Source organism: Litchfieldia stipae (assembly GCF_014837155.1).
Taxonomy (GTDB): domain Bacteria; phylum Bacillota; class Bacilli; order Bacillales; family Bacillaceae_L; genus Litchfieldia.
The window spans coordinates 85,064-106,142 of sequence record NZ_JACYHA010000009.1 but is presented as its reverse complement, the minus strand read 5'-3'; the positions used below and the strand labels follow the sequence as shown (position 1 = coordinate 106,142).

Here is a 21,079-nt window from a genome sequence, read left to right as displayed (position 1 = left end):
TGGAAAACGATGACGACTGTTGTTAACAATATTGGATGGAAAAAAATTAAATTGGGTGAGGTTATTGAATTATTTTCTGGTCAGCATATAGATTCTAGTAATTATAATACTGAGGGAATTGGTATTCCATATATATCAGGTCCTGCTGATTTTCATAACGGTCAAATTATTATAACAAAATACACAAATAAACCTAAAATTGTCTGTAAAGAGGGTGACATCTTAATAACAGTAAAAGGTTCTGGGGTTGGAAAAGTAATAATATCTGATGGGGAATATGGTATAGGCAGACAGTTAATGGCTATTAGAACACCTGAAAAATTAAGGGACTTTATTTATTACAATCTTCAGATGAGAGAAAAACATTATAATTCGGATTCCACTGGTCTGATTCCTGGTATTTCAAGAAGTGACATATTAAATGATCTTATATACCTACCATTAGAAAATAAGGTGTGTGAGGGAATCGGAAATATTTTAAAAGTTTGGGATAAATCCATTGAATTAAAAGAAAAGCTGATAGAACAGAAAGGCAAGCAACAAAAAGGGCTTATGCAGAGGTTGCTGTGGGGACATATTCGTATTAGTGATATAGATGGAGGAAGCTCTAACCAAGAATTAGATAAAAGAAAAATATTGATTAATAAAGGACTCCCGCCTAATGGGTATCAGAAAGTTAAGAGATTTATAATTCCAAGGGATTGGAAGTTTGTAAAAATTAGCGAAATAGCTAACCAAGTGACTACAGTAAATAAAAATAATAACAAATATGTAGTTCTTTCCTGTACAAAATATGATGGATTAGTGGATTCGTTAAAATACTTCGGAAAACAAGTCTTTAGTGCAGGTTTATCTAAATATAAAGTGGTTTCAAAAAATGAATTTGCATATGCAACTAATCATATTGAAGAGGGATCAATAGGCCTGCAAAGAGATTATGATTATGGTCTGGTGAGTCCTATGTACACAGTATTTAGAGCCAAAAGCAATATTAATAATGAGTTTTTGTTTGCTTTATTAAAGACCGAAAATTATAGAAGGATATTTGAAACAATGATGTCAGCATCGGTAGATAGAAGAGGTAGTTTAAGGTGGAACGATTTTTCTAAAATAAGAATACCTTTCCCATCAATAGAAGAACAGAATAGAATTATGTTTGTTTTACAAACAGGTAAAAAGGAATTAGATCTTTTAGAGAAGGAACTTGAAGCTATAAAACTTCAAAAGAAGGGCCTTATGCAACAACTTCTAATAGGTAAGGTTCGGGTATAGGTGTAGTACCAAAAACCTTTTCATCTTTATCTTAGAAACGGAGGTGTGAATATGGAAACTGAAGAGATTTACGGTGAACGAATAAGTAGCCAAATCCCTGCAGTCGAATTACTTCAGGAAATAGGTTATCAAAAACTTCAGTCAGAGGAAGCTAATCATATACGAGGAAATTTGCATAATGTTCTCCTAAATGATGTGTTAGTTGAAAAACTACATTCAATGAACTCCTATGAGTATAAAGGAAAAACATATAAATTCAGTAATATTAATATTCAACAAGCAATTCGTGATTTGGATGAACCTTTGTCAAATGGACTTGTAAAAACAAATGAATCAATTTTTGAAACTCTAATGAATGGTAGAACATATACCGAATTTCTACCTGATGGTTCTAAAAAATCCTTTACTATTCAGTTTATTGATTGGACTAATATTGAAAAAAACATATTTCATGTTGTAGAAGAATTTGAGGTAGAGCGGATGGATGGTCGTGGAACAGTCCGTCCAGATATTGTGCTGTTTGTGAATGGTATCCCTTTTGCAGTAATTGAATGTAAAAAAGCATCTATATCCATGGAACAAGGAATCAGTCAAATGATTCGGAATCAAGGTAAAGATTATATTCCGCAATTGTTTAAGTATGCCCAAATAGTGATGTCTACGAATAAAAATGAAACAAAATATGCGACCTGTAATACCCCTAAAAAGTTTTGGTCGGTTTGGAAGGAAGAAAAAGAAGAGTGGTTGAATGCCTGGTTAAGTAAAGCCTTAGAGAAAAGATTACCGACCACTCAAGATAAAAATATCATTTCATTATATCATCCAGAACGTTTATTAGAAATCACCCAATTTTTCATTGTATTTGATAAAGATGTTAAAAAGGTTGCCCGTTATCAGCAATACTTTGCAATCAAAGAAATCATTAAAACGATTGAAGAGAAAGATGAAAATGGGAACCGCCAAAGTGGTGTCATTTGGCATACACAAGGTTCAGGTAAATCACTAACAATGGTAATGCTTGCAAAATATATTCTTTCTGAATTGTGGGAGCATAATCCCAAGGTAGTAGTGGTTACGGATCGTGTTGAATTGGATAAACAGATTCATAAAACCTTTCGTCATACAAGATTAAAGGCCAACAGGGCTACATCAGGCAATCATTTAATAGATTTAATTAACAATAATAATGCAGATATTATTACGACATTGGTTCATAAGTTTGATACAGCATCGTCAAAGCAAAACCCTATAGAATCAAGGGACATCTTTGTCCTTGTTGACGAGTCGCACCGAACTCAGTACGGGGAGCTTCACATCAAAATGAAAAAGGTTTTCCCTAATGCTTGTTATTTGGGCTTTACAGGAACGCCTTTAATGAAAAAAGAAAAGAACACAATGATCAAGTTTGGTAAGCTCATTCATACTTATACGATTGCTGATGGTGTAAGGGACAAAGCGATTGTGCCTCTACTTTACGAGGGCAAAATGGTAGATCAGTCTGTTAATCAGAAAGCGATTGATAATAGACTTGAGATGATTACTAGACACCTTAACGACAAACAGAAGGAAGCAGTCATGAATAAATGGAGTCAGTTTGAGAGAATTGCTTCTTCTAATCAACGTTTAAGCATGATTGCATTTGATATAAATGAGCATTTCCTAACTAATTATAAGACTCAAGGTAGTCGATTTAAAGCAATGCTGGCCACAAATAGTAAAATTGAGGGAATACGGTATTTAGAGGCATTTGAAGAACTAGGTGATTTGAATTGTGCTGTTGTTATTTCTCCACCAGATCAACGAGAAGGGCATGAAGTAGTTGATGTGGAGTCAAAAGATAAAGTACAACGATTTTGGAAGCGGATGATGAATCGGTATGAAACACCTGAAGGATATGAAGATGCCATCAAAGATGAATTTGTAAATGGAAACGATATTGACTTGCTAATTGTTGTAGACAAGTTGCTAACTGGTTTTGATGCACCTAGGGCAACTGTGCTTTATATTGATAAACCAATGAGAGAACATACACTCCTACAAGCAATTGCAAGGGTTAATCGCCTTTATGAAGGAAAAGAATATGGGTTTATTATTGACTATCGGGGCCTTTTGGAAAAGCTAGACCAGGCGATGCAAATGTATTCAGGCTCTGGTTTAGAAAATTTCGATCCGAAAGATTTGGATGGAGCTATCTACGATGTTATCAGTATTATTGGTTCACTGAGGCAGTACCATTCAGATCTTTTACAAATTTTTGCACCAGTAAGGAACAAACAGGATTTGGAAGAATTCGAGGTCTGGTTAGAGGATGAAGAGCGAAGGGAAACATTTTATGGTGTTCTAAGTAACTTCGGAAGAAACTTGGGAATTGCATTGGAATCTGAGAAAATCTATAATGCACTTCCATCAGAAGAATTGAATAAGTACAAACAGGATCTAAAGTTTTTTCAGGAGCTTAGGAAAAATGTTAAATATCGTTATTCAGATACAATTGATCATAAAGAATATGAAGCTAAAATGCAGATGTTAATGGATCACTATATTTCAGCAGAAGAAGTAATCCGAGTTACAAACCCTGTAGATATATTAAATGAAAAGGCATTCGAAGAAGAATTAGAAAGGCTGGAATCTAAACGGGCAAAGGCTGATGCCATCCGAACTCGTTTAACAAAAAGTGTCAGAGCTAAGTGGGATGAAAATCCTGCATACTATAAGAGGTTCTCTGAAAGGATTCAAGAAGCAATTCGAGAATATAAAGATAAACGCATATCGGAAGCAGAATACCTTAACAAAATGAAAGACATCATGAAAGATTACCGAAAGGGAGAATCAACCGAAGATTATCCAGAAGCAATTAAAGAAAACCGAAATGCTCAAGCCTTTTATGGAGTAACGAAAGATTTGATGGCACAAATAAAAGAAAGTCATTCATCTTATGGTTCAGATCCTATCGGTGATTTAGCTTTAAAGATGGATGCAGTAGTTAAAGAACACCAGAAGGTTGATTGGCATAATAACCTTGAAATCCATAACAGAATTGCACAAGACCTAGACGATCTACTCTTTGACTTTTCTAATAAATATCAAATTGACCTAGATTTTGATACAATTGATAAGATTATTGAGCAGATAAAAACCATTGCTCTTAGACGCTATTAAGGGTGGTGAACAACATGGAAAGACATCAAATACAATACGCCAATAAGACAATAGATTTTGCAATACAACGAAAAAATGTGAAGAATGTTAACCTCAATATTAAGCCTGATATGACAATAGAGGTTTCAGCAAACGAAAAGGTCCCCCTTACTTATATATATGATTTTGTAAAGGGTAAAGGATCGTGGATACTAAAACATGTGAAGCATTTCGAAGACGTTCAGCCAATTTACCAAAGTAAAAGAGAATACGTAAGTGGCGAATCTTTTAAATATCTAGGTAAACAATATCGGCTGCGTGTTCAGCAGGTAGAAGATGATGAAGTAGTAAAGTATTTTCGGGGTTTTATTTATTTGTTGGTAAAGGAAACAAACAACTACAGCCGAAAAGAACAATTAATGGATAATTGGTACCGGGAAAAGGCTATTAAAGTGTTTAATGAATCCATGAATAAACTCTCACCATTGGTAGAGAAATATGGTATTGAAAAACCAACTCTTACCCTTCGTATGATGAAAGCTCGCTGGGGATCAGCGTTAACAGATAAAAACATCATTCAACTAAATACTGAACTAATAAAGGCCCCGAAGCATTGTATTGATTACGTAATCTTACATGAATTAATCCATTTTAAATACAATGATCACAGTGAAAAGTTCTATAACATGCTTTATACTCTTATGCCTGATTGGGAGAAGCGAAAGAAGATTTTGGATGAAGAGATAGTAAAAGAAATGTAAAGGGACAGTTTCCGTATCAGGGGCTGTCTTTTTATTTATTTATTAATGAGTTAGGAGAATCGGTTGCTGCTGGTTCCTTTTTATTTGCCACCCTTAAAAGGTGAGTGGTGGGGTCTTATTTACGAAAGTATGCAGAGTTCAAGCAAATCTACCAAACAGTGACGAAAAATGGTGTCTGTATTTAATACAAAACCTCAAAACTTGTCACTATTAGGTTTATACTCAGCCAAATTTGATAAAAACCCAAACAAGATTTTAGGGGTTGGTAGCTCAAACCATGCTCGAACACGGAATTCAAAAAATGGCGTTATATCTTTTCAAAACCTATCTATCATAAAGTATCAAATGAAAGGGAAGTGATAGATATGAAAAAAGCAAATAAGTCATACCGTGAAGAGTTTTACACAAAGAAGGCTGTTGAGTTAAACGTAAAGTCACCAAAAGAAGCAAAACAAATTTATGAGGGTTTGAAGCATTACGCTAGATTAACAGAAAAATATGGGCTAAACCAGGTTCAACATTGGCTCAGCGTTTTACAAGGAATAAGTAATTCCTCAATTGGGGGTGATAAATAATGAGTCAAGCACCCCAAACTAAATCCTCACAAACTCCTCAATTTCCTCAAACCGATCTACTGATCACTCCATACACTCACGGATACAAAACAAAACCATCAAAAATTGATGCAGCAAAAATGCAAAACTACTTCAAATCCGTAAATATCGGAAACAAAACAGAGTTTAGGCATATGGATGAATACGAATTTGCACATAATATCCTAGAAACTGGTACACCACATCTTGTGGTAAACTATTTTGATTCACCAAATAAAAGGGATGAAGTAAAAGGCCTTATGTCAAATATTATTGAATACGATATAGATGACATAAAGCATTTATCCTATGAAAGAAAAAAGGAGCTAGAAAAGAAGTTGTTTAAAAACTTCTATATGGTTCAAAGATCATTCTCAAGTAGTGATGATTTCAGCGATCCCCGATACCACGTATATGAACGGGTCATTCCATTAGAAAACTGTTCGTATGAGCATTGGGCTTATGCGTACAAGAGAAGAATGGAGTATTGGGAACAAGAACTAGGTATTTCCTTTGACCAAAGCCAACATTTGCTAAAGCTAATTTATGCCTCTGGTAAAAAGGTCCACATTAACAAGAAACAAAAACCGACAAACCTCCAGCCTTATGTTGACGAATTCCATGAAGAAAAGAAAAAAATGAAGACCAATAAAAGAAAAGTTGGTGATAAACAAGTCGCAAGAAAATTAGCCGACAAACGCTTCAATAATCAATTCCAAACAATTGGGGTTAACTATGATGCTATTGTTAAGGCTCTTGAAGAAATGCCATTTATTGATGATTACAAAGAATGGTCTAATCTCTTACAGACTTTTTATAGCATGATGCTTGAAAGATTAATTAACAGGGATCAAGCATATCAGCTATGTGAAATCATTGATGATGGAAATGGAGCCTATCGTGAAGAATTCAATAAGTTCGAAAGGTATGGATACTGTGAAAGGACGATGGGGAGTTTCATTTATGATTTGCACACGTTTGGTATTGACACAAAAGGAATTTTTCAACTAAGTGAGAAACATGAAATGAGAATTGATAAGGAATGGGAGATTGAAGGCTATCTTTCAAACAATGTTCAGGTTTGTGGGGAAATTAAGGATTTGGTACTGAATAATCCTGGAAAACGTATTTTGTTTATTGGGGATACCGGAATTGGAAAGTCAAAATTCACTTTGGATGTACTTGATGAATTTAATGATAGATTACAGTCTCTCAAAAAGACCTACAGAAGTATCGGTAGTTTATCTTACTCAATCATGTCAATTCCAAGGAGAAACCTAATTAACAATCTAAAGGAAAACTTTACAACGGAAAAGTCAGCCGTCTTAACGGGTTCCGATGAAATGATTAAGGGGCAACGAGAAAGCGTGATTGCTGCTAATGATAAGTTCCTTACAACACCTGATCATGCACATGTAATTCTTGACATGAAGCTGGTAGAGGGGGAAAGAGTGAGCCGAAGTGGTTATGCTGCAGCAACGTTAGAAGTTTTGAAACACCATCGTATCATGATTCTCGATGAATGCCATATGTTAGCTAATGACTCAACGTTTAAGTCCGATACCATCGAAAGGTATTTGGCGGAAGAAGAAGAGCATATGAAAAATGGTGGTGTAGTTTTACACATGACAGCCACCCCCGAGAGTCTAACCATTGAAGGTGTTTATGATTTGGTTATCAAGGTTACACAAAAGAATCGAAAAAAACCTTTTCGTCAGGCTGGATATAAAGTCCTGTCCGGCAAAGATACCAATGAAGTCGACTCAATGATGCTAAAGCTAATTAGAGAAGCAATCAAAAAGAATCCAACGAGAAAACTTCTGGTATTCATTGAAAATAAAAAGTTGATCGAGGACTATAAAAAGGACCTGGAAAAGAAGGGAATTAAAGGGGTTGGTGTTTATTCCAAAAAAGAGAAAGCTAGGAGTGAAGAAGAGCTGTCCATTATCGAATCAGGGATTATTCCGGAGGATGTTCAAGTTATCCTTGGAACAACAGCGATGAGTGCTGGAATTAGCATTGTATCAGGATTCAATGAACAGGCTGAAACATGGGTGTACTGTAGTAGTTCCAGTATGAATCATGAATTTACACGTTTGGTGCAGATGTCTAATCGTTATAGAGTAAGTAAGGAAGTAGAGTCATATGAGGCTTTCAAGATTTTCTTCCAAGAAAGTTCATCAGATAAACAAGGTAATGTTTTCCGATACCATGCCTATGTGGAAGAGCAGAAAAGGAAGGCTGAAAACTCCAAGAAATACATTGAAATGTTACGGGGTGAGGATGTTCCTGTTATCGGTGATTTGGATGAAATAGAACGCAACTGCGGGGTATATTCGGATAATGATGGTAGTATACGTATCAACTACCCAGCAATTGAATCTGAGGGAATTATGATAAAAACTTACAACAATTACAATAATTATCGTTCCCTCATTAAAGAATTGGAGGCTAAATTCAGGTGCCAGTTTACGGATTCGAATGAATCCGTAACGGTGAACAAAAATGAATTACTGAAAAACAATAAAATCAAAGGTGATTCTAAAAGCATCATTAAGCAATTAGCCTCCAATGAAAGCTATTTCAATCAATTAAAGGAAGAATATATGGCAGGGAGAAAAGATGGAGAACTTGAACTTGTTCGTAATATCTTAAAGGGTGGAAGTAAAAAGGACTTGAATTACTTTCTTGAAACAGAACATGATTATGAAGTGGTTAGCAAAGTGTTTAAAGCCCATCAAAAGCCATCACAGTCCAAAACATATTGCTATGTTGATGACCTAAAAGCCATTGAGGAGATTAAGGACATTAGAGGAAGAAAAAAAGTAACCTTACAAGTTCAGTTGGTGGATGTGTTAGATGAAGTATTCAAGAATAGTAAAAAAAGACTTACGTTTGAGCTCAGTGATGAAGTGAGTGATTTCTTGAAAAAATGTCTTGGTAGAAAACTCAAGGAAAAAGGACTTGAACTGGATGCCAGCCGATTCAAGCCCCAAACTTTTAAAAAACTACTCAACATCGAAGTAAAACCATCAAATGGTAAGAAGTTCTATACATTACATGGTTTCAAGGATGAACAGTATATAACCCTCACTTATGGTCTGCAAACCATAGAAGAAGATATGAAGGAAGTTGCATAGCAACTTCCTTTTCTTGTGGGTCTAGTATTCTATTCCGGAAAGACACTTATTATTATACAAATTTTAACCTATTACAAATTAGTTGCGTTTATCATTTATAAAAAATTACTCAAAAAAGTCTAATTGTGACTTGGCAGGCAACTTTTTAACCCCGGTGACTATATACAATAGAATTATAGAAGGAAACCAAAAAGAAAAAAGGAGACATAAACAAATGAAAAATAACGTAGTAAAATTTGATAATTATCAAACTGCTGAGGAAAAAGATAATTCTCTAACAATGGAGGAAACAATCGAAAGACTACTGATAAATGGACAAAACAACCTAGAGTTTGAACCAGTTCCCAAAAATGCAACGGGAGACGATTGGAATTATGATGAGGAGGAATTTTACATTGGAAACGATGGTGATGTTCTAATGGGCTATCTTCTGTATAATTCAGAAGAATTTCAGCAAGAAGGTATAGACGGCAATATTGAAATGGAAAAGGAAATCTTCCTAACAGAAGAGGGTAGACTCCTAGTTGTTTTTGCAGTAACTGAATACGATTATTGCCCTAGTTGTGAAAAAGTCCATTGTAGGTTACACCGAATTATTGCACAAGATCAGTCTTTAAGTAACGAAGAAGCAGTCGCTGTGCTGAATGAACTATGTATTGAATTAGATGAAGAACCGATGTTCTTTGAATAGGTTTAGGATCCAAAAGTTGAGCACATACAATTTGATTCTTAAAATTAAGTAGGGATCAAACTTGGTAGAACCTCAAAGGTGATTATTTCAAGGAGAAAGGTACTAAAATGAGGTAACAATAATGGAAAAGATAAAACACTTTTTCTTCCTCATGAAAACAAATAGAATAGGTCCACTAATTAGTGAAATTCAAAAGGAGATAAGAAGCTATGTTCAAGATTTTTATCTCCTTTTTACCACGATAGATTAAGGAGATGATTTAAGTTGAATCAAGTCATTACACAAATTCAACAAAAATATCGAGAGAACCGAGAATTAAAAAATTACAGTATCTTTGATATTGACATTAGCTTAAAGGAACTTGCAGACAGAGGGTTAATCTGGGTTCTAAAAGATTTGAAAGATATGTCTGATGGTGAGAAAATACTGATTGATCATTATTTGAATGAGTATAGAGCCAATCAAATTTACGATAACCTTGATGGCATCCCCTATCTACAGCCCTCGAATGAATCTGCTACAACACCACTCAACCAATATTCATTAAATCCAGTACCTGTAAAAAAAGAAAAACAAACCAAAAAACAACAACACCTCGATGTAAGAGATGTAAAGCAATTCATCGGTTATAAGAAGGCCAAAGAACTCGAAGAAAAGATTATTGAACTATGTAAAAGTTTTCCCTCATATGAAAAGAAACATGTTATCGACCAAATTCATAGGAGTGCTAAATCAATAAAAGAAAGAATCGCTATAGGAGAACAGATATATATTGGTGAAAAGTTTTCCCAATATAGTATGAGCATTGGGTCGGCAAAAGAAACTTCAGCATGGTTACAAATTTCATTGGGGCAAAAATATATAACACAAGAGCAATATGATGATTTGGATTGTTTGGTAAACCAAGTGGTATCCATCTTAACCAAAACCCTATGTCACTTAAAGGATAATGAGGGAAAGGGGATAGATTTGCCTAACCCTTATACTCCAAATGTGAATAATTTTGGTGCATACAAGAATGCTCTATTGCTGGTGGAAAGGATCTATGAGATTACAAGGCAACGAGAATATTGGCGGGAAAAAGATCTTTTATATGGCATGCGACAATGTTCCACTTCATGTGTTGCCAATATCGCAGAAGCTCATCAATTGTATATACCCAAAAAGTTTCGTTTCTTCAATGATTCATTAAAGGCGTTACAAGGGCTCGACAGCTTATTGGAAACATCCTTGAACAAAGGTATTATTTCGAAGGAGACCTTAAAAGAGATTGATGGGTTGAGGTTTTCTATACGGAATGTACTTACAACGAAAATGTCAAACATCAGCGATGAAAAAGCGAGTTAATCTTTTGAAAGGGTAAGGAGATATTATGCTCTTTATCCTTTCTGTTATTTAATTTCAGGTATATTAATACTGTTATCAATTGGTTCATAAGTTCTTAGAGTTGTTGTAATATCTAATTAAAGAGGTGATAAATGGTGGATTTCGTTAAGGACCTGTCAGAAATAATGTTGCAGGCTTATAAGGAAAAAGGTATAAACCCTCCTAATGGAGATGCCCATACTTTATTATCCCGGTTTTTCAATTTAAAGGATAAAATAATTGAGCCTAAAATAAGAAACGTTAAAGTATCAAAGGAGCTAAGTGGGGGCGTATTAGATGATTATTACAAACAATGTTTACATCATATTAAAAATAGGTTTAAGAATGGGAAAGATGTAAGTATTTTTCTAAGTAAAAAAAGTATTAAGCCTTCACAAAAAGATTTACTTCTATATGATTGGGGGATTCATCATTTGCATTTAAGTATGCCGAAAAAAGGAAAGAAATTTGTAGAAAGATCAGACTACCTATTATTTTTCATGATTGACAATAATAATGTCTATTTTATAGATGTAACCAAACATAAATTACCTGATGGAACAGAATTTTCGCAGCAAGAATTGTTGCGAATAGTTAAGAGAAATTGGCCTTACTTGCTTGAACCATATAAATATAAAGGTGCCTTTTCGTTAGAAAGAAAAATGACAGATAAAGATTTTTCAGAAATGAGGAAAGCGGGCAGCCTTTCATTAGTGGAAATTGATGGAGATGTTTATGGGTTAATTGGAGGTGGTATAACAACTGCTCGAACCAATATAAATCACACAACGAAAACAGATCATATCTTTCGAACGTTGAGAGATATGGAAGGATCCTTAAAAGAAAATCATAAGAATATGTCCGATTTCCTGTTTCAAAATGGATTCAAGCAAATTAACCCTTCATTCAGGTTAATTGTTGAGGACGAAACTTTTTATGTTATTAATGAGAATACTAAGGTAATAGTTTTGGAATCTAAAAGTCTTTTTGAAACTATTTTTCGCTAGAATCCTAGTGAGGATTCTTTACTTTACAAAACCCTGCGGAGTAAACAAAGGAACACTATTAAATCAGCATTTTTATTTTTGTATTTTGCCTCTAGGCTGTTGAATCTTACACAAGTAGAAATATACAATGAATATGTAAGATTCATACAGGAGGTGAACAAAAGTGAAGGTTGTTCAACCGATTCGGGATTTAAAACAACTTGAAGCAGTCAAAGGATACCTTCGTGGAAAAAATAAAAGAGATTATTTGCTTTTTATGGTTGGTATTTCATCAGCTCTAAGAATTTCCGACATCCTGAAGTTGAAAGTGAGCCAAGTATGGGATGATAGAAAGCCAACAGAGTTTATTGAAGTGAACGAAAAGAAGACTGGCAAATATAAACGTTTTCCAATTACGCCAAACTTAGCGAAAAGTATTAAAGAGTTTATGAAAGAGTTTCCTGATAAAAAACAGGATGACTTCCTTTTCACCAGTAGAAAAGGAACAAATCAGCCTATTACAAGACAATATGCTGCGTCGATGTTAAATGAAGCATGTGATATGGTAGGAATAAAAGAAAGATTTGGAACACACGGCATGAGGAAAACTTGGGGCTTCTTTGCTTTTAAGAAAGGAATATCCCTTGATTACATATGTATAGCCCTAAATCATAGATCCGTTGCGGAAACTAAAAGGTATCTTGGTATATTGCAAGAGGATCTTGATGAATTGTACTTACAGGTTAATTTATAAAAAAAATAGGCATTTGTTGCTGACTTTGTTATTCGGAGAAAAAAAACAATCCGTTTTGACAAAAGTCAATGCAACAAATGCCTTTTTCTATTTAAGGAGGGAAATTTTACGATGGATAAAATTAATGCTGTCATTCAATACATTGATGAGCATTATCACGATGAAATTTGCAATAAGCATGTGGAGAAATTAACGGGATATTCTTTTGCGAATTTTTCGGTTGAATTCCAAAGAGTTACAGGTATGCAGTTCTTGCGTTATTTAATTCGTAGGCAATTAACTTTAATAAAAGATGAGTTATGTTACACCAACAATCCACAGGATAAAAATTATTCTCCATTTAATAGTTGGTATGAGTTCTCTAACCTTTTTAAATGTGAATTCAAAATAACTGTTGATTCAGCAATTGAAAATGTGCACATTGTTCTTCAAGAAAGAGGGAATGGGGGAATATCAAATGATTAGAGAATGGAACGAAACAACGATCAATAGATTTCTAAAGGAAAAACGTGGTCAAGGAATAGGAAAAGACTATAAACCCTGGCTACTGGTTCAGGATATTAGTAGTAAAAGTAGAAGCTCAAGAATATTTGGGAGTGTTACTACTCAAAGAGTTCATCATTTGTTAAGTGATTTGCAGCTATATTACTTCTACCTTTTGGAATTTGACGATCAAGTAATTGACATACGTGAGCAGTACCCTCTATTGGATTTTCACGACCAGAATCTATCAGTGGATGAGGATCTTGTAAAAAAGTTGTTTGATTTGAAGACTCAAGTTCCACATATCTTTACAGTTTCCTTTTTGGTTACAAGGAAAGGAAATAAGGGTGAGCCATTTTATCAAGCAAGAATAATTAAACAATCACAAGAGCTTGAAAAAAAGTCAACAATTCAGAGGATGGAGTTGCAAAGAAGGTATTTCGAAAAAAATGGTATTGATTTTGGAATTGTCACAGAAAAGGAAATTAATAGGCAATTAGCGAGAAATATTGGTTGGGCATTAAATGCCTATGATATTCGAGATTACCCAGACTTAATTTCTAATTTAGCTTTTCTAAAAACAGATATGTTTGAGTATTTGTCGAATCCCTCCGAAACCTTTCAAAGAATGTTTACCAGAATAGAGAAAACATATCAATTAGATGAAGGTTTGGGGCTGATTCTGTTTAAACATCTGATAGCGATTAAAGAAGTAAAAATGGATTTAACCAAGAAAATCTATTTAACAAATCAAATTGGAGATTACCATGTCGAAGTTTCAAATGAACAGGGTGGTGAAGTAAAGCATGCAGTTGGCAATTAATGATCTGTTGCAAAACAAACAAAATGAAAATCAGATACAGAGAATAGTTTGGATTGATAATGAGCATGACCTTTGTTATCTAGTTAACATTGATCCACCATCTTTTCCATATAGTGAGGAAATACACAATATAGAGTTATCCATTGAAAGTGATGAGATTGTAAAGGTTGATCATGACCCCTGGGCTATTCATGTAGATGAAGGAAATCTATCAGAAACAGAAATAGAAAAACGTGAAAGAGCATGGAAGGTGATTAATCAAATCTATTTAATACCTAATATCTTTATTCCGAAACGTAGGGCAGGATTAATTAAAACTGCAAGTAAGGAGTTTGGAATTACCTCAAAAACAGTTCGTCATTATCTAAAAAGGTTTTGGTCAAGAGGTATGGTTAAAAACGCTCTATTACCTGACTACTATAGTTGTGGCATCCAGCAAACTGGTGAGCGGGTTTACTCAAAGAAAACTGGAAGGCCATCAGTATATTCTTCTTCTATTAAAAGGGAATCAATAAATGATGAATGGAAGAAAATCATTAGAATAAGCCTAGAAAAGTATTACTTTATCCGTTCGAAGCCTTCATTAAAATATGCCTATCAACAAATGTTGAAAGAATATTTCTCCGTAAAGGATGAAAAGTCCAATTATAAGGTGTTAGACGTTAAAAAGCCCATCATTTCATATGATCAATTCTATTATTGGTATCGGAAACTGTACAAGCCAGAGGATGCCATTCATAAAAGGGAAGGAAGGAGAGAATTTCTACAAAACTATCGTGGCATTACCGGGTCAGCAACGGAAGATTCGATGGGGATTGGTACATATGCCATTGACGGAACAGTAGGTGATATATACTTGGTTTCAAGTTTGGATAGGAATAATGTAATTGGCCGTCCCTTAATCTATTTAACAGTGGATATTTTCTCCAGATGTATCGTGTCAGTATATGCTGGCATCGAAAATATGTCAGGTAATACTTTGAGGATCGCCCTTGCTAACACTTTTGCAAATAAAAAGGACTTTTGCAAACGAACACTAGATATGGATATTGATGAAAATGAGTGGCCTATTCATTACCTTCCACATACCATTTTAGCAGATCGTGGAAGTGAATTGATTTCTAATGAATTGACGCAAGTGGTAGAGGATCTGAACATTAAAATACAGAATACTGGAAGTTATCGCCCAGAGCTAAAAGGAACTTGTGAGGTTTTCTTTAGTATTCTGCAAAACCATCTGTCTCCTTTTCTTCCAGGGGCTGTACAAAAGGATTATATGAAACGTGGTGGACAAGATTATAGAAAAAAAGCGGTGCTAAACCTAAAAGAATACACTCAGGTTTTAGTCCGCACCGTTCTATATTATAACAATCATAATTATCTATCAGACTATCCTTTAACTCAAAGTATGATAGAAGAAAAGGTTCCTCCTATACCGATAGAAATTTTTAATTGGGGACTACGTAAAGGGACAGGTTTGCTAAGGACTATGCCTTTAGATGCAATTAGAAGCAATATCTATCCAAAATCTCAAGCAACCGTGAACCCAAGAGGAATACACTTTTGTGGTCTTTATTATACATGCCCTAAAGCAGTAAAAGAACGATGGTTTTCTAAAGCTCGTATTCAAGGAAACTGGAAAATAGATGTACATTATGATCCTCAAAGTATGGCAAATATTTATATTCGGATAGATAGGCTGAAATATGAAGTCTGTTCTTTAATTGAACAATATGAAATGTATCACAATGCAAAATTGGAAGAGATAGTTAGCTTCAAGGAAAATAGGCGGCAACAAGAAACCGATTTTGAGGAAGGTGGTATGAATGGAGCGATTCAGCTTGCTCAGGATATAGAAGAAATTGTTAAACAGGCGAAGGAAGAAGCCAAAAGCCAAACTCTAAATAGTAAGGTACCTAAAGATATAAAGAATATAAGAGAAAATCGTCAAATAGAGCGGGAGACAATGAAAGGAAAGCCAGGAGCTAATAATGTTTTAGTAATTAATCAGGAAGTGACAAAGTCAGTTAGCTCTCCTATTGAACCAAAAAATGGTTTAGATATATTTCGTAAAAAGCAGAAGGAAGTGCTTAATGATGGAGATAGTTGAATTAAATAATGGGACAAAGGCTCAAGTTGCTGAATATAGGGAACAGGAAATTTTAGAATATCAAGGCAATCCTCTTATTGAGGCTTTGCCCCCGATTTATTCTCAGGAAGAGATAATAGATCATTTATGTATGTATCCACATTACAACAAGGAAGAAAGAAATTTGGAAAACCATAAACGGGTACATTTGATTTCTAGGTTACTGCATTACTTTCAAGCCATCCCCATCCATCTAAAAATAGAGTCATCAATTTCACGGTTAATTAGATCTGGCTATATTTATCGAAATCCTGTAAGTGGAACTTATGCACAGGGATTTGTGGATAACTGGAACAACATACAGAATAAATCTTTTGATAACTCAATCATCCAAACAGGCCAGACTCTTAGTATAGTAGGTGTTTCAGGTGTAGGTAAAACCCGAACTTTACAGAGGATATTGCAAACCATTCCACAAGTGATTTCTCATGTTTCGTACAATGGTAAACCATTAAACCATTTTCAAGTTACATATTTAAAAATCGAGACCCCCTTTGATGGTTCAGTAAAAACTATCATTTATGATTTTATGTATCAAGTTGATCTATTGCTAGGCTCGAATTACTTTAATAGATATGCGAATAGTAGATTGTCGACCAGTCAGTTAATGCCCATCATGGCTCAAATTGCTAAGAATATTAACCTAGGTATGCTGTTTTTAGATGAGTTACAGCATCTAAAGGGCGTGAAAAGCTCCAGATCCACACAAGTATTAAATTTCTTTACTGCCTTGATTAATACGATAAATATCCCACTTATTATGGTCGGAACTCCAAAGGCTATGGATGTTTTGCAATCTCAGTTTAGACAAGCACGAAGGAGCACTAATATGGGGAATGTTATGTGGGATCGCTTTGAAGAGGATGCTGTTTGGGATTTATTTATTGAGGGGATGTGGAAATATCAATGGACAAATGAAGAAGTTTCTCTTACTGAAGAGCTTTCTTCAACATTATATTCTGAGTCTCAGGGAGTTGCCGACATCGCCATTAAGCTCTACATGATGGTCCAACTACGTGCCATTAGCAGTGGTAAGGAAAAAGTAACGGTTCCTTTAATCAAACAAGTTGCTCAAGAGGAATTAAAAATGGTCCAACCGATGCTGCAAACACTAAAGAGTAAAGACTTTAGTAAATTAGCAAAATACGATGATTTGATACTACCGAACATTGAGGATTTCATGGAACAAGAACAAATTATAGTTAATCAAAAACAAGTGATGGATTCCCTAAAAGAAGGAGTAAAACGAAAAAATGAACAATCAAAATTACTGGATGATGCTGTTTTCCATTTAAGTATGCTTGGAATTGATAACGAAGTTGCTAGTGATACTGTACAAAGAGTTGTTTCAGAAAGCAATAGCAATCAATCTCAGGATCTCCTTCTAATCGTAAAGGATGCTTTCCTGTTATTAAATAATACTGAGAAAAGTAATGATGTAGTAAATGAAAATGACCTAAGAACTATTATAAAACAAGGTAAAGAACAACAATTAACTGCGTATCATGCTTTACAAAATGCTGGTGTAATAAAGCAAGATTATCCAGAGCGTGATGTATCATGATTATACAATTTCCAACACCGTATCCAGATGAGCTTTTATATAGTATCATTGCCCGTTATCACATCAGATCTGGTAATGTCTTTTGGAAACATACCTTGGAAGACTTGTTTGGTAAGAGGACGATAAGTGCTACAGCATTTTTGCCATCAGGGATTAAATCTCTTGTTCAGCATTTACCACAAAACACGACCTTAACTGCACAGGCACTTATAGAGGCACATACGATGTACCCGTTTTATACAGTGTTCTTACCAACAGAAAAGGCTCAATCCATTTATGAATCTATGATAAGTGATGACGGAAAGAGAATTTACATGCAATCGGGGATTATGGCAAGTGCTATTCCTCAAAATCAATATCTAAAATATTGTTCTGAATGTGCTAAAGAAGATCTTTCTATGTATGGTGAGTTGTACTGGCACCGTATACACCAATTACCTGGGCAGCTCATTTGTTCAAAACATGGGTTATGGTTAGAGGATAGTAAGGTACCAATTATCCATTCTAATAAACATGCTTTCATATTGCCGACTACAAGTAGCTGTGATTTGAGCAAAGTGAAGATAATAAATGGAGATGCTCTACAACAGTTAAGGGATGTCATCATTCAGGCTGAATATTTACTAAATAGACAATATCAATCTCAGTCCTTTTCCCACTTTACTGGATTTTACCGTCATCATTTAATCAAAAATGGATTTGCTAACTTTAATGGTCGGGTGAACCAGAAGAAGTTGCAAGATGCCTTTCGAAAATATTACTCTGAGCAATTATTGAAAAGTCTCTATGTGGATGATGGACAATGGTTATCCAGTATTTCTCGTAAACATCGAAAGTCTTTTCACCCTTATCATCACATATTGTTGCTAAACTTCCTTGGTTTGGATGTGAATGCAGTATTTGAAACTACTACTCATGAAAATGATCCATTTGGTCAACCGAATTGGCCATGTTTAAATGTTATATGTCCAGAACATAGGAGGAGCATCATTGAAGCGGTAACGATCAGAAGGTGTGAGAAAACAAAGAAACCAATTGGGAGATTTACTTGTCCCAATTGTGGATTTTCTTATACTAGGAAGGGGAAGGACAAAGAGAAAAAGGATCGTTACAAATATACACGAATAATGGAGTTTGGTTTCCTTTGGAAAAAAGAGCTTGAATCATTGATAGAGGAAGGCATGAGTTATCGTGAAATTGCTAGGCGGCTAGGTGTTGACCCAAATACGGTGATTAAGTATGAAAAGATAATGAATACCAAAATTGCCCCAAATGGGGAAGCCTTTAAAAAGAATGATTTAGTAAAAGAACGTCGTTTTGAATGGCTGCAACTTCAAAAGAATTTCCCTAATCTTTCAAAGACGGAACTCAGAAGGTTAAGCCCAGCGGTATACGCCTCCTTGTACCGACATGATAGAGAGTGGCTAAACAGAAATTCCCCGAATCCTCAAAATGAAAAATCTATATATAACCGAGTGAATTGGGTGGAAAGGGATCAAGAAATATTAAATAAGTTAAAAATGGTCGAAATTGAGCTTAGAAACATTGGTAATAAGCCAATAAGAATCACGGTTAAGACACTTGGAGACGGTATTGGTGAAAGAGCCTTATTAGAAAAACATTTGGATAGGCTACCAGAAACAAAGGCATTTATTGAACAAGTTTGTGAATCAGAAAAGGACTTTCGTGTACGAAGAGTAGAGCATGTTATAAATAAGATGAAAGAGGAGGGAGAGGTTATTAAGGCATGGAAGGTGTTAAGAAAAGCTGCTATTAAAGCAGAGTTTTATGAAGAAGTTAATGATGTTATTCAATCGTATTTATAAAAGCCATGTTTTTTATAAGATAAATTAGCACTTAAAACGCTTGGGAGTAAAATCCCAGCGTTTTGTTATTTACACAAGATAAATTGATTAAATTGTTCTACTGTTTCAAAGTAATATTTTGATCTCGATTTCATTTGTTCCTTGATTTCAGGAATACTGTGAGACCATCCAGCAGCAGCAAAATCTACATTACAACTTTTCGCCATCTCCAATCCGGGTTTTAGGTCATCCAACATCAGTGCTTCAGTTACTTTAAGATTAAATCGTTTTAATATTTCCTTAATTGGATATGGATGTGGTTTTCTCTGATGTTCTGGAAGTTCCCATCCAAAGATTGCGTCTGGCTCAAATCCACAATGAATAGAATAGTCTCTTTTAATTCGGTTCCTCTCAGAATGAGAAACCACCGTCACAATTCCACCTTGTTTTTTAAATTCTTGAATAGTCTCTACAAACAGTTCATAGAAGTCTGGTACAGTTGATTCGGTATATTTTTTCCATACCACTTGCTGATGATTTTGTTCTTCCTCTGTGAATTTAATAATGTCTTTACATAAAGAAGAAAAACCTGGATTGAAACAGTATCTAACGAAATCTTCAAGGGTAATAGGTTTATCATTTGGTCGCAAGTCTTTAAGAGCCTCTACAAATGATGGATAGTGTATATCTGGTGTGCTTTTTACTCCTGTATCATCGTGGTCCAAGATTAAACATTTATATTTTAAAGCCATAATAGCCTCCTACAAAACTGTAATATTCTAATCATTAAAATATAGTTTTTGAAATATTCTTTTGTCCTTTAAATGACTGTGAGTTTTTCTTTCGTTTCTTTGTTATTTCTGAGTTATTGAACATACATAGGATTGATGTTTGCATAAATAACAACTTTCACATATAAAAAATTTAGTGATTTTACAAATGAGTAGTTATTCGGTCGTGATGATGCCATAGATTTCATAATGATCGTTGTCTAATTTGCTGGTCCATCTTAACCCCGAAATCTCTGGAAGCAAGTCCCGATAATCCCCCCAATTCAATATATGAATATCCTGTAACTCAGCATCTGGGATAGAAGTGAGGCTTTTTGAGTTGTATGCTGGTTTATGTACATTGATCAAAAGTTTTTCAGCTAGGTCAATTTCCTTCGACCAAATCTCTTCATGAGGAGTGTCTTTTCCTGCCAATCGTCCAGCATATATTTTAAGGTGATTCGAATCGTTTGTATTCCACCAATTTTCTTGTGACACTCGCTTCCCAATTGTTTGCTGGTCAGCCTTTCCTATATATAATAAAACATCTTTCCCATAGACTAAGTGTTTACCGTAGATTTGATAGATCCCATAGTCATGAGAATCATCGGTTAAGAGATTCAACTCATTCAATATGAATGGACCCTCCCAATCAATTTGGATTAGTTTCACAGTTCTTTTTTGCATTATGCTCTCCTCCATTTAGGAAATATGAAGATCTATTGTTACAAAAATTATACCAATATTCATAATTCAATTGTTGGATTTGGTACAATATTCCTAGA

The 21,079-nt window shown here is 34.7% G+C and carries 16 protein-coding genes; 14 read left to right on the top strand and 2 right to left on the bottom strand.

The window, feature by feature from the left end:
- The first annotated feature begins 9 nt into the window (after window positions 1-9).
- From F7888_RS12345 to F7888_RS12280, 14 genes are all read left to right on the top strand, one after another.
- Window positions 10-1,272 (top strand): restriction endonuclease subunit S, encoded by a 1,263-nt coding sequence (locus F7888_RS12345; RefSeq protein WP_191779906.1) that lies wholly within the window; start codon window positions 10-12, stop codon window positions 1,270-1,272.
- A 51-nt stretch (window positions 1,273-1,323) separates the two neighbouring features.
- Window positions 1,324-4,431 (top strand): type I restriction endonuclease subunit R, encoded by a 3,108-nt coding sequence (locus F7888_RS12340; protein WP_191779904.1) that lies wholly within the window; start codon window positions 1,324-1,326, stop codon window positions 4,429-4,431.
- A gap of 14 nt (window positions 4,432-4,445) precedes the next feature.
- Window positions 4,446-5,171, top strand: a complete 726-nt coding sequence (locus tag F7888_RS12335) for a M48 family metallopeptidase (protein WP_080848948.1) — start codon at window positions 4,446-4,448, stop codon at window positions 5,169-5,171.
- Between the two features lie 365 nt (window positions 5,172-5,536).
- The gene (locus F7888_RS12330) at window positions 5,537-5,746 is read left to right on the top strand and encodes a hypothetical protein (RefSeq protein ID WP_080848947.1); all 210 of its coding nucleotides are present in this window, start codon (window positions 5,537-5,539) and stop codon (window positions 5,744-5,746) included.
- Window positions 5,746-8,904: a DEAD/DEAH box helicase gene (locus F7888_RS12325; protein WP_191779902.1), complete on the top strand. Its 3,159-nt coding sequence runs from the start codon at window positions 5,746-5,748 to the stop codon at window positions 8,902-8,904. Before F7888_RS12330 ends, F7888_RS12325 begins: the two co-directional genes overlap by 1 nt.
- 214 nt (window positions 8,905-9,118) lie before the next feature.
- Entirely contained in the window at window positions 9,119-9,595 is a 477-nt protein-coding gene (locus tag F7888_RS12320; RefSeq protein ID WP_080848945.1) for a hypothetical protein, read from the top strand.
- 264 nt (window positions 9,596-9,859) lie between these two features.
- A complete protein-coding gene (locus F7888_RS12315; protein ID WP_191779900.1) occupies window positions 9,860-10,942 on the top strand; it encodes a four helix bundle protein in 1,083 nt (360 codons plus the stop codon).
- Window positions 10,943-11,073: 131 nt separating this feature from the next.
- Window positions 11,074-11,967 carry a hypothetical protein gene (locus tag F7888_RS12310; protein ID WP_191779898.1) on the top strand — a complete coding sequence of 298 codons (894 nt, stop codon included), beginning with the start codon at window positions 11,074-11,076 and terminating at the stop codon, window positions 11,965-11,967.
- Window positions 11,968-12,130: 163 nt separating this feature from the next.
- Window positions 12,131-12,700 carry a tyrosine-type recombinase/integrase gene (locus F7888_RS12305; protein ID WP_191779896.1) on the top strand — a complete coding sequence of 190 codons (570 nt, stop codon included), beginning with the start codon at window positions 12,131-12,133 and terminating at the stop codon, window positions 12,698-12,700.
- A 111-nt stretch (window positions 12,701-12,811) separates the two neighbouring features.
- Window positions 12,812-13,165, top strand: coding sequence for a helix-turn-helix domain-containing protein (locus tag F7888_RS12300; protein WP_191779894.1), 354 nt, complete (start codon window positions 12,812-12,814; stop codon window positions 13,163-13,165).
- Window positions 13,158-14,006 carry a TnsA endonuclease C-terminal domain-containing protein gene (locus tag F7888_RS12295; RefSeq protein WP_191779892.1) on the top strand — a complete coding sequence of 283 codons (849 nt, stop codon included), beginning with the start codon at window positions 13,158-13,160 and terminating at the stop codon, window positions 14,004-14,006. The genes F7888_RS12300 and F7888_RS12295 overlap by 8 nt, the downstream gene beginning before the upstream one ends.
- Complete coding sequence (locus tag F7888_RS12290) at window positions 13,990-16,116, top strand: Mu transposase C-terminal domain-containing protein (protein WP_191779890.1); 2,127 nt, start codon at window positions 13,990-13,992, stop codon at window positions 16,114-16,116. Before F7888_RS12295 ends, F7888_RS12290 begins: the two co-directional genes overlap by 17 nt.
- Window positions 16,100-17,719: an ATP-binding protein gene (locus F7888_RS12285; protein WP_225228765.1), complete on the top strand. Its 1,620-nt coding sequence runs from the start codon at window positions 16,100-16,102 to the stop codon at window positions 17,717-17,719. Before F7888_RS12290 ends, F7888_RS12285 begins: the two co-directional genes overlap by 17 nt.
- A complete protein-coding gene (locus F7888_RS12280; RefSeq protein ID WP_191779888.1) occupies window positions 17,716-19,545 on the top strand; it encodes a TnsD family Tn7-like transposition protein in 1,830 nt (609 codons plus the stop codon). The genes F7888_RS12285 and F7888_RS12280 overlap by 4 nt, the downstream gene beginning before the upstream one ends.
- Before the next feature lie 65 nt (window positions 19,546-19,610).
- Here the strand turns inward: F7888_RS12280 and F7888_RS12275 are convergent, their stop codons facing one another.
- Both F7888_RS12275 and F7888_RS12270 read right to left on the bottom strand, forming a co-directional pair.
- Window positions 19,611-20,276 carry an HAD family hydrolase gene (locus F7888_RS12275; protein WP_191779886.1) on the bottom strand — a complete coding sequence of 222 codons (666 nt, stop codon included), beginning with the start codon at window positions 20,274-20,276 and terminating at the stop codon, window positions 19,611-19,613.
- A 195-nt stretch (window positions 20,277-20,471) separates the two neighbouring features.
- Complete coding sequence (locus tag F7888_RS12270) at window positions 20,472-20,981, bottom strand: GIY-YIG nuclease family protein (protein ID WP_191779884.1); 510 nt, start codon at window positions 20,979-20,981, stop codon at window positions 20,472-20,474.
- Window positions 20,982-21,079: the final 98 nt, after the last annotated feature.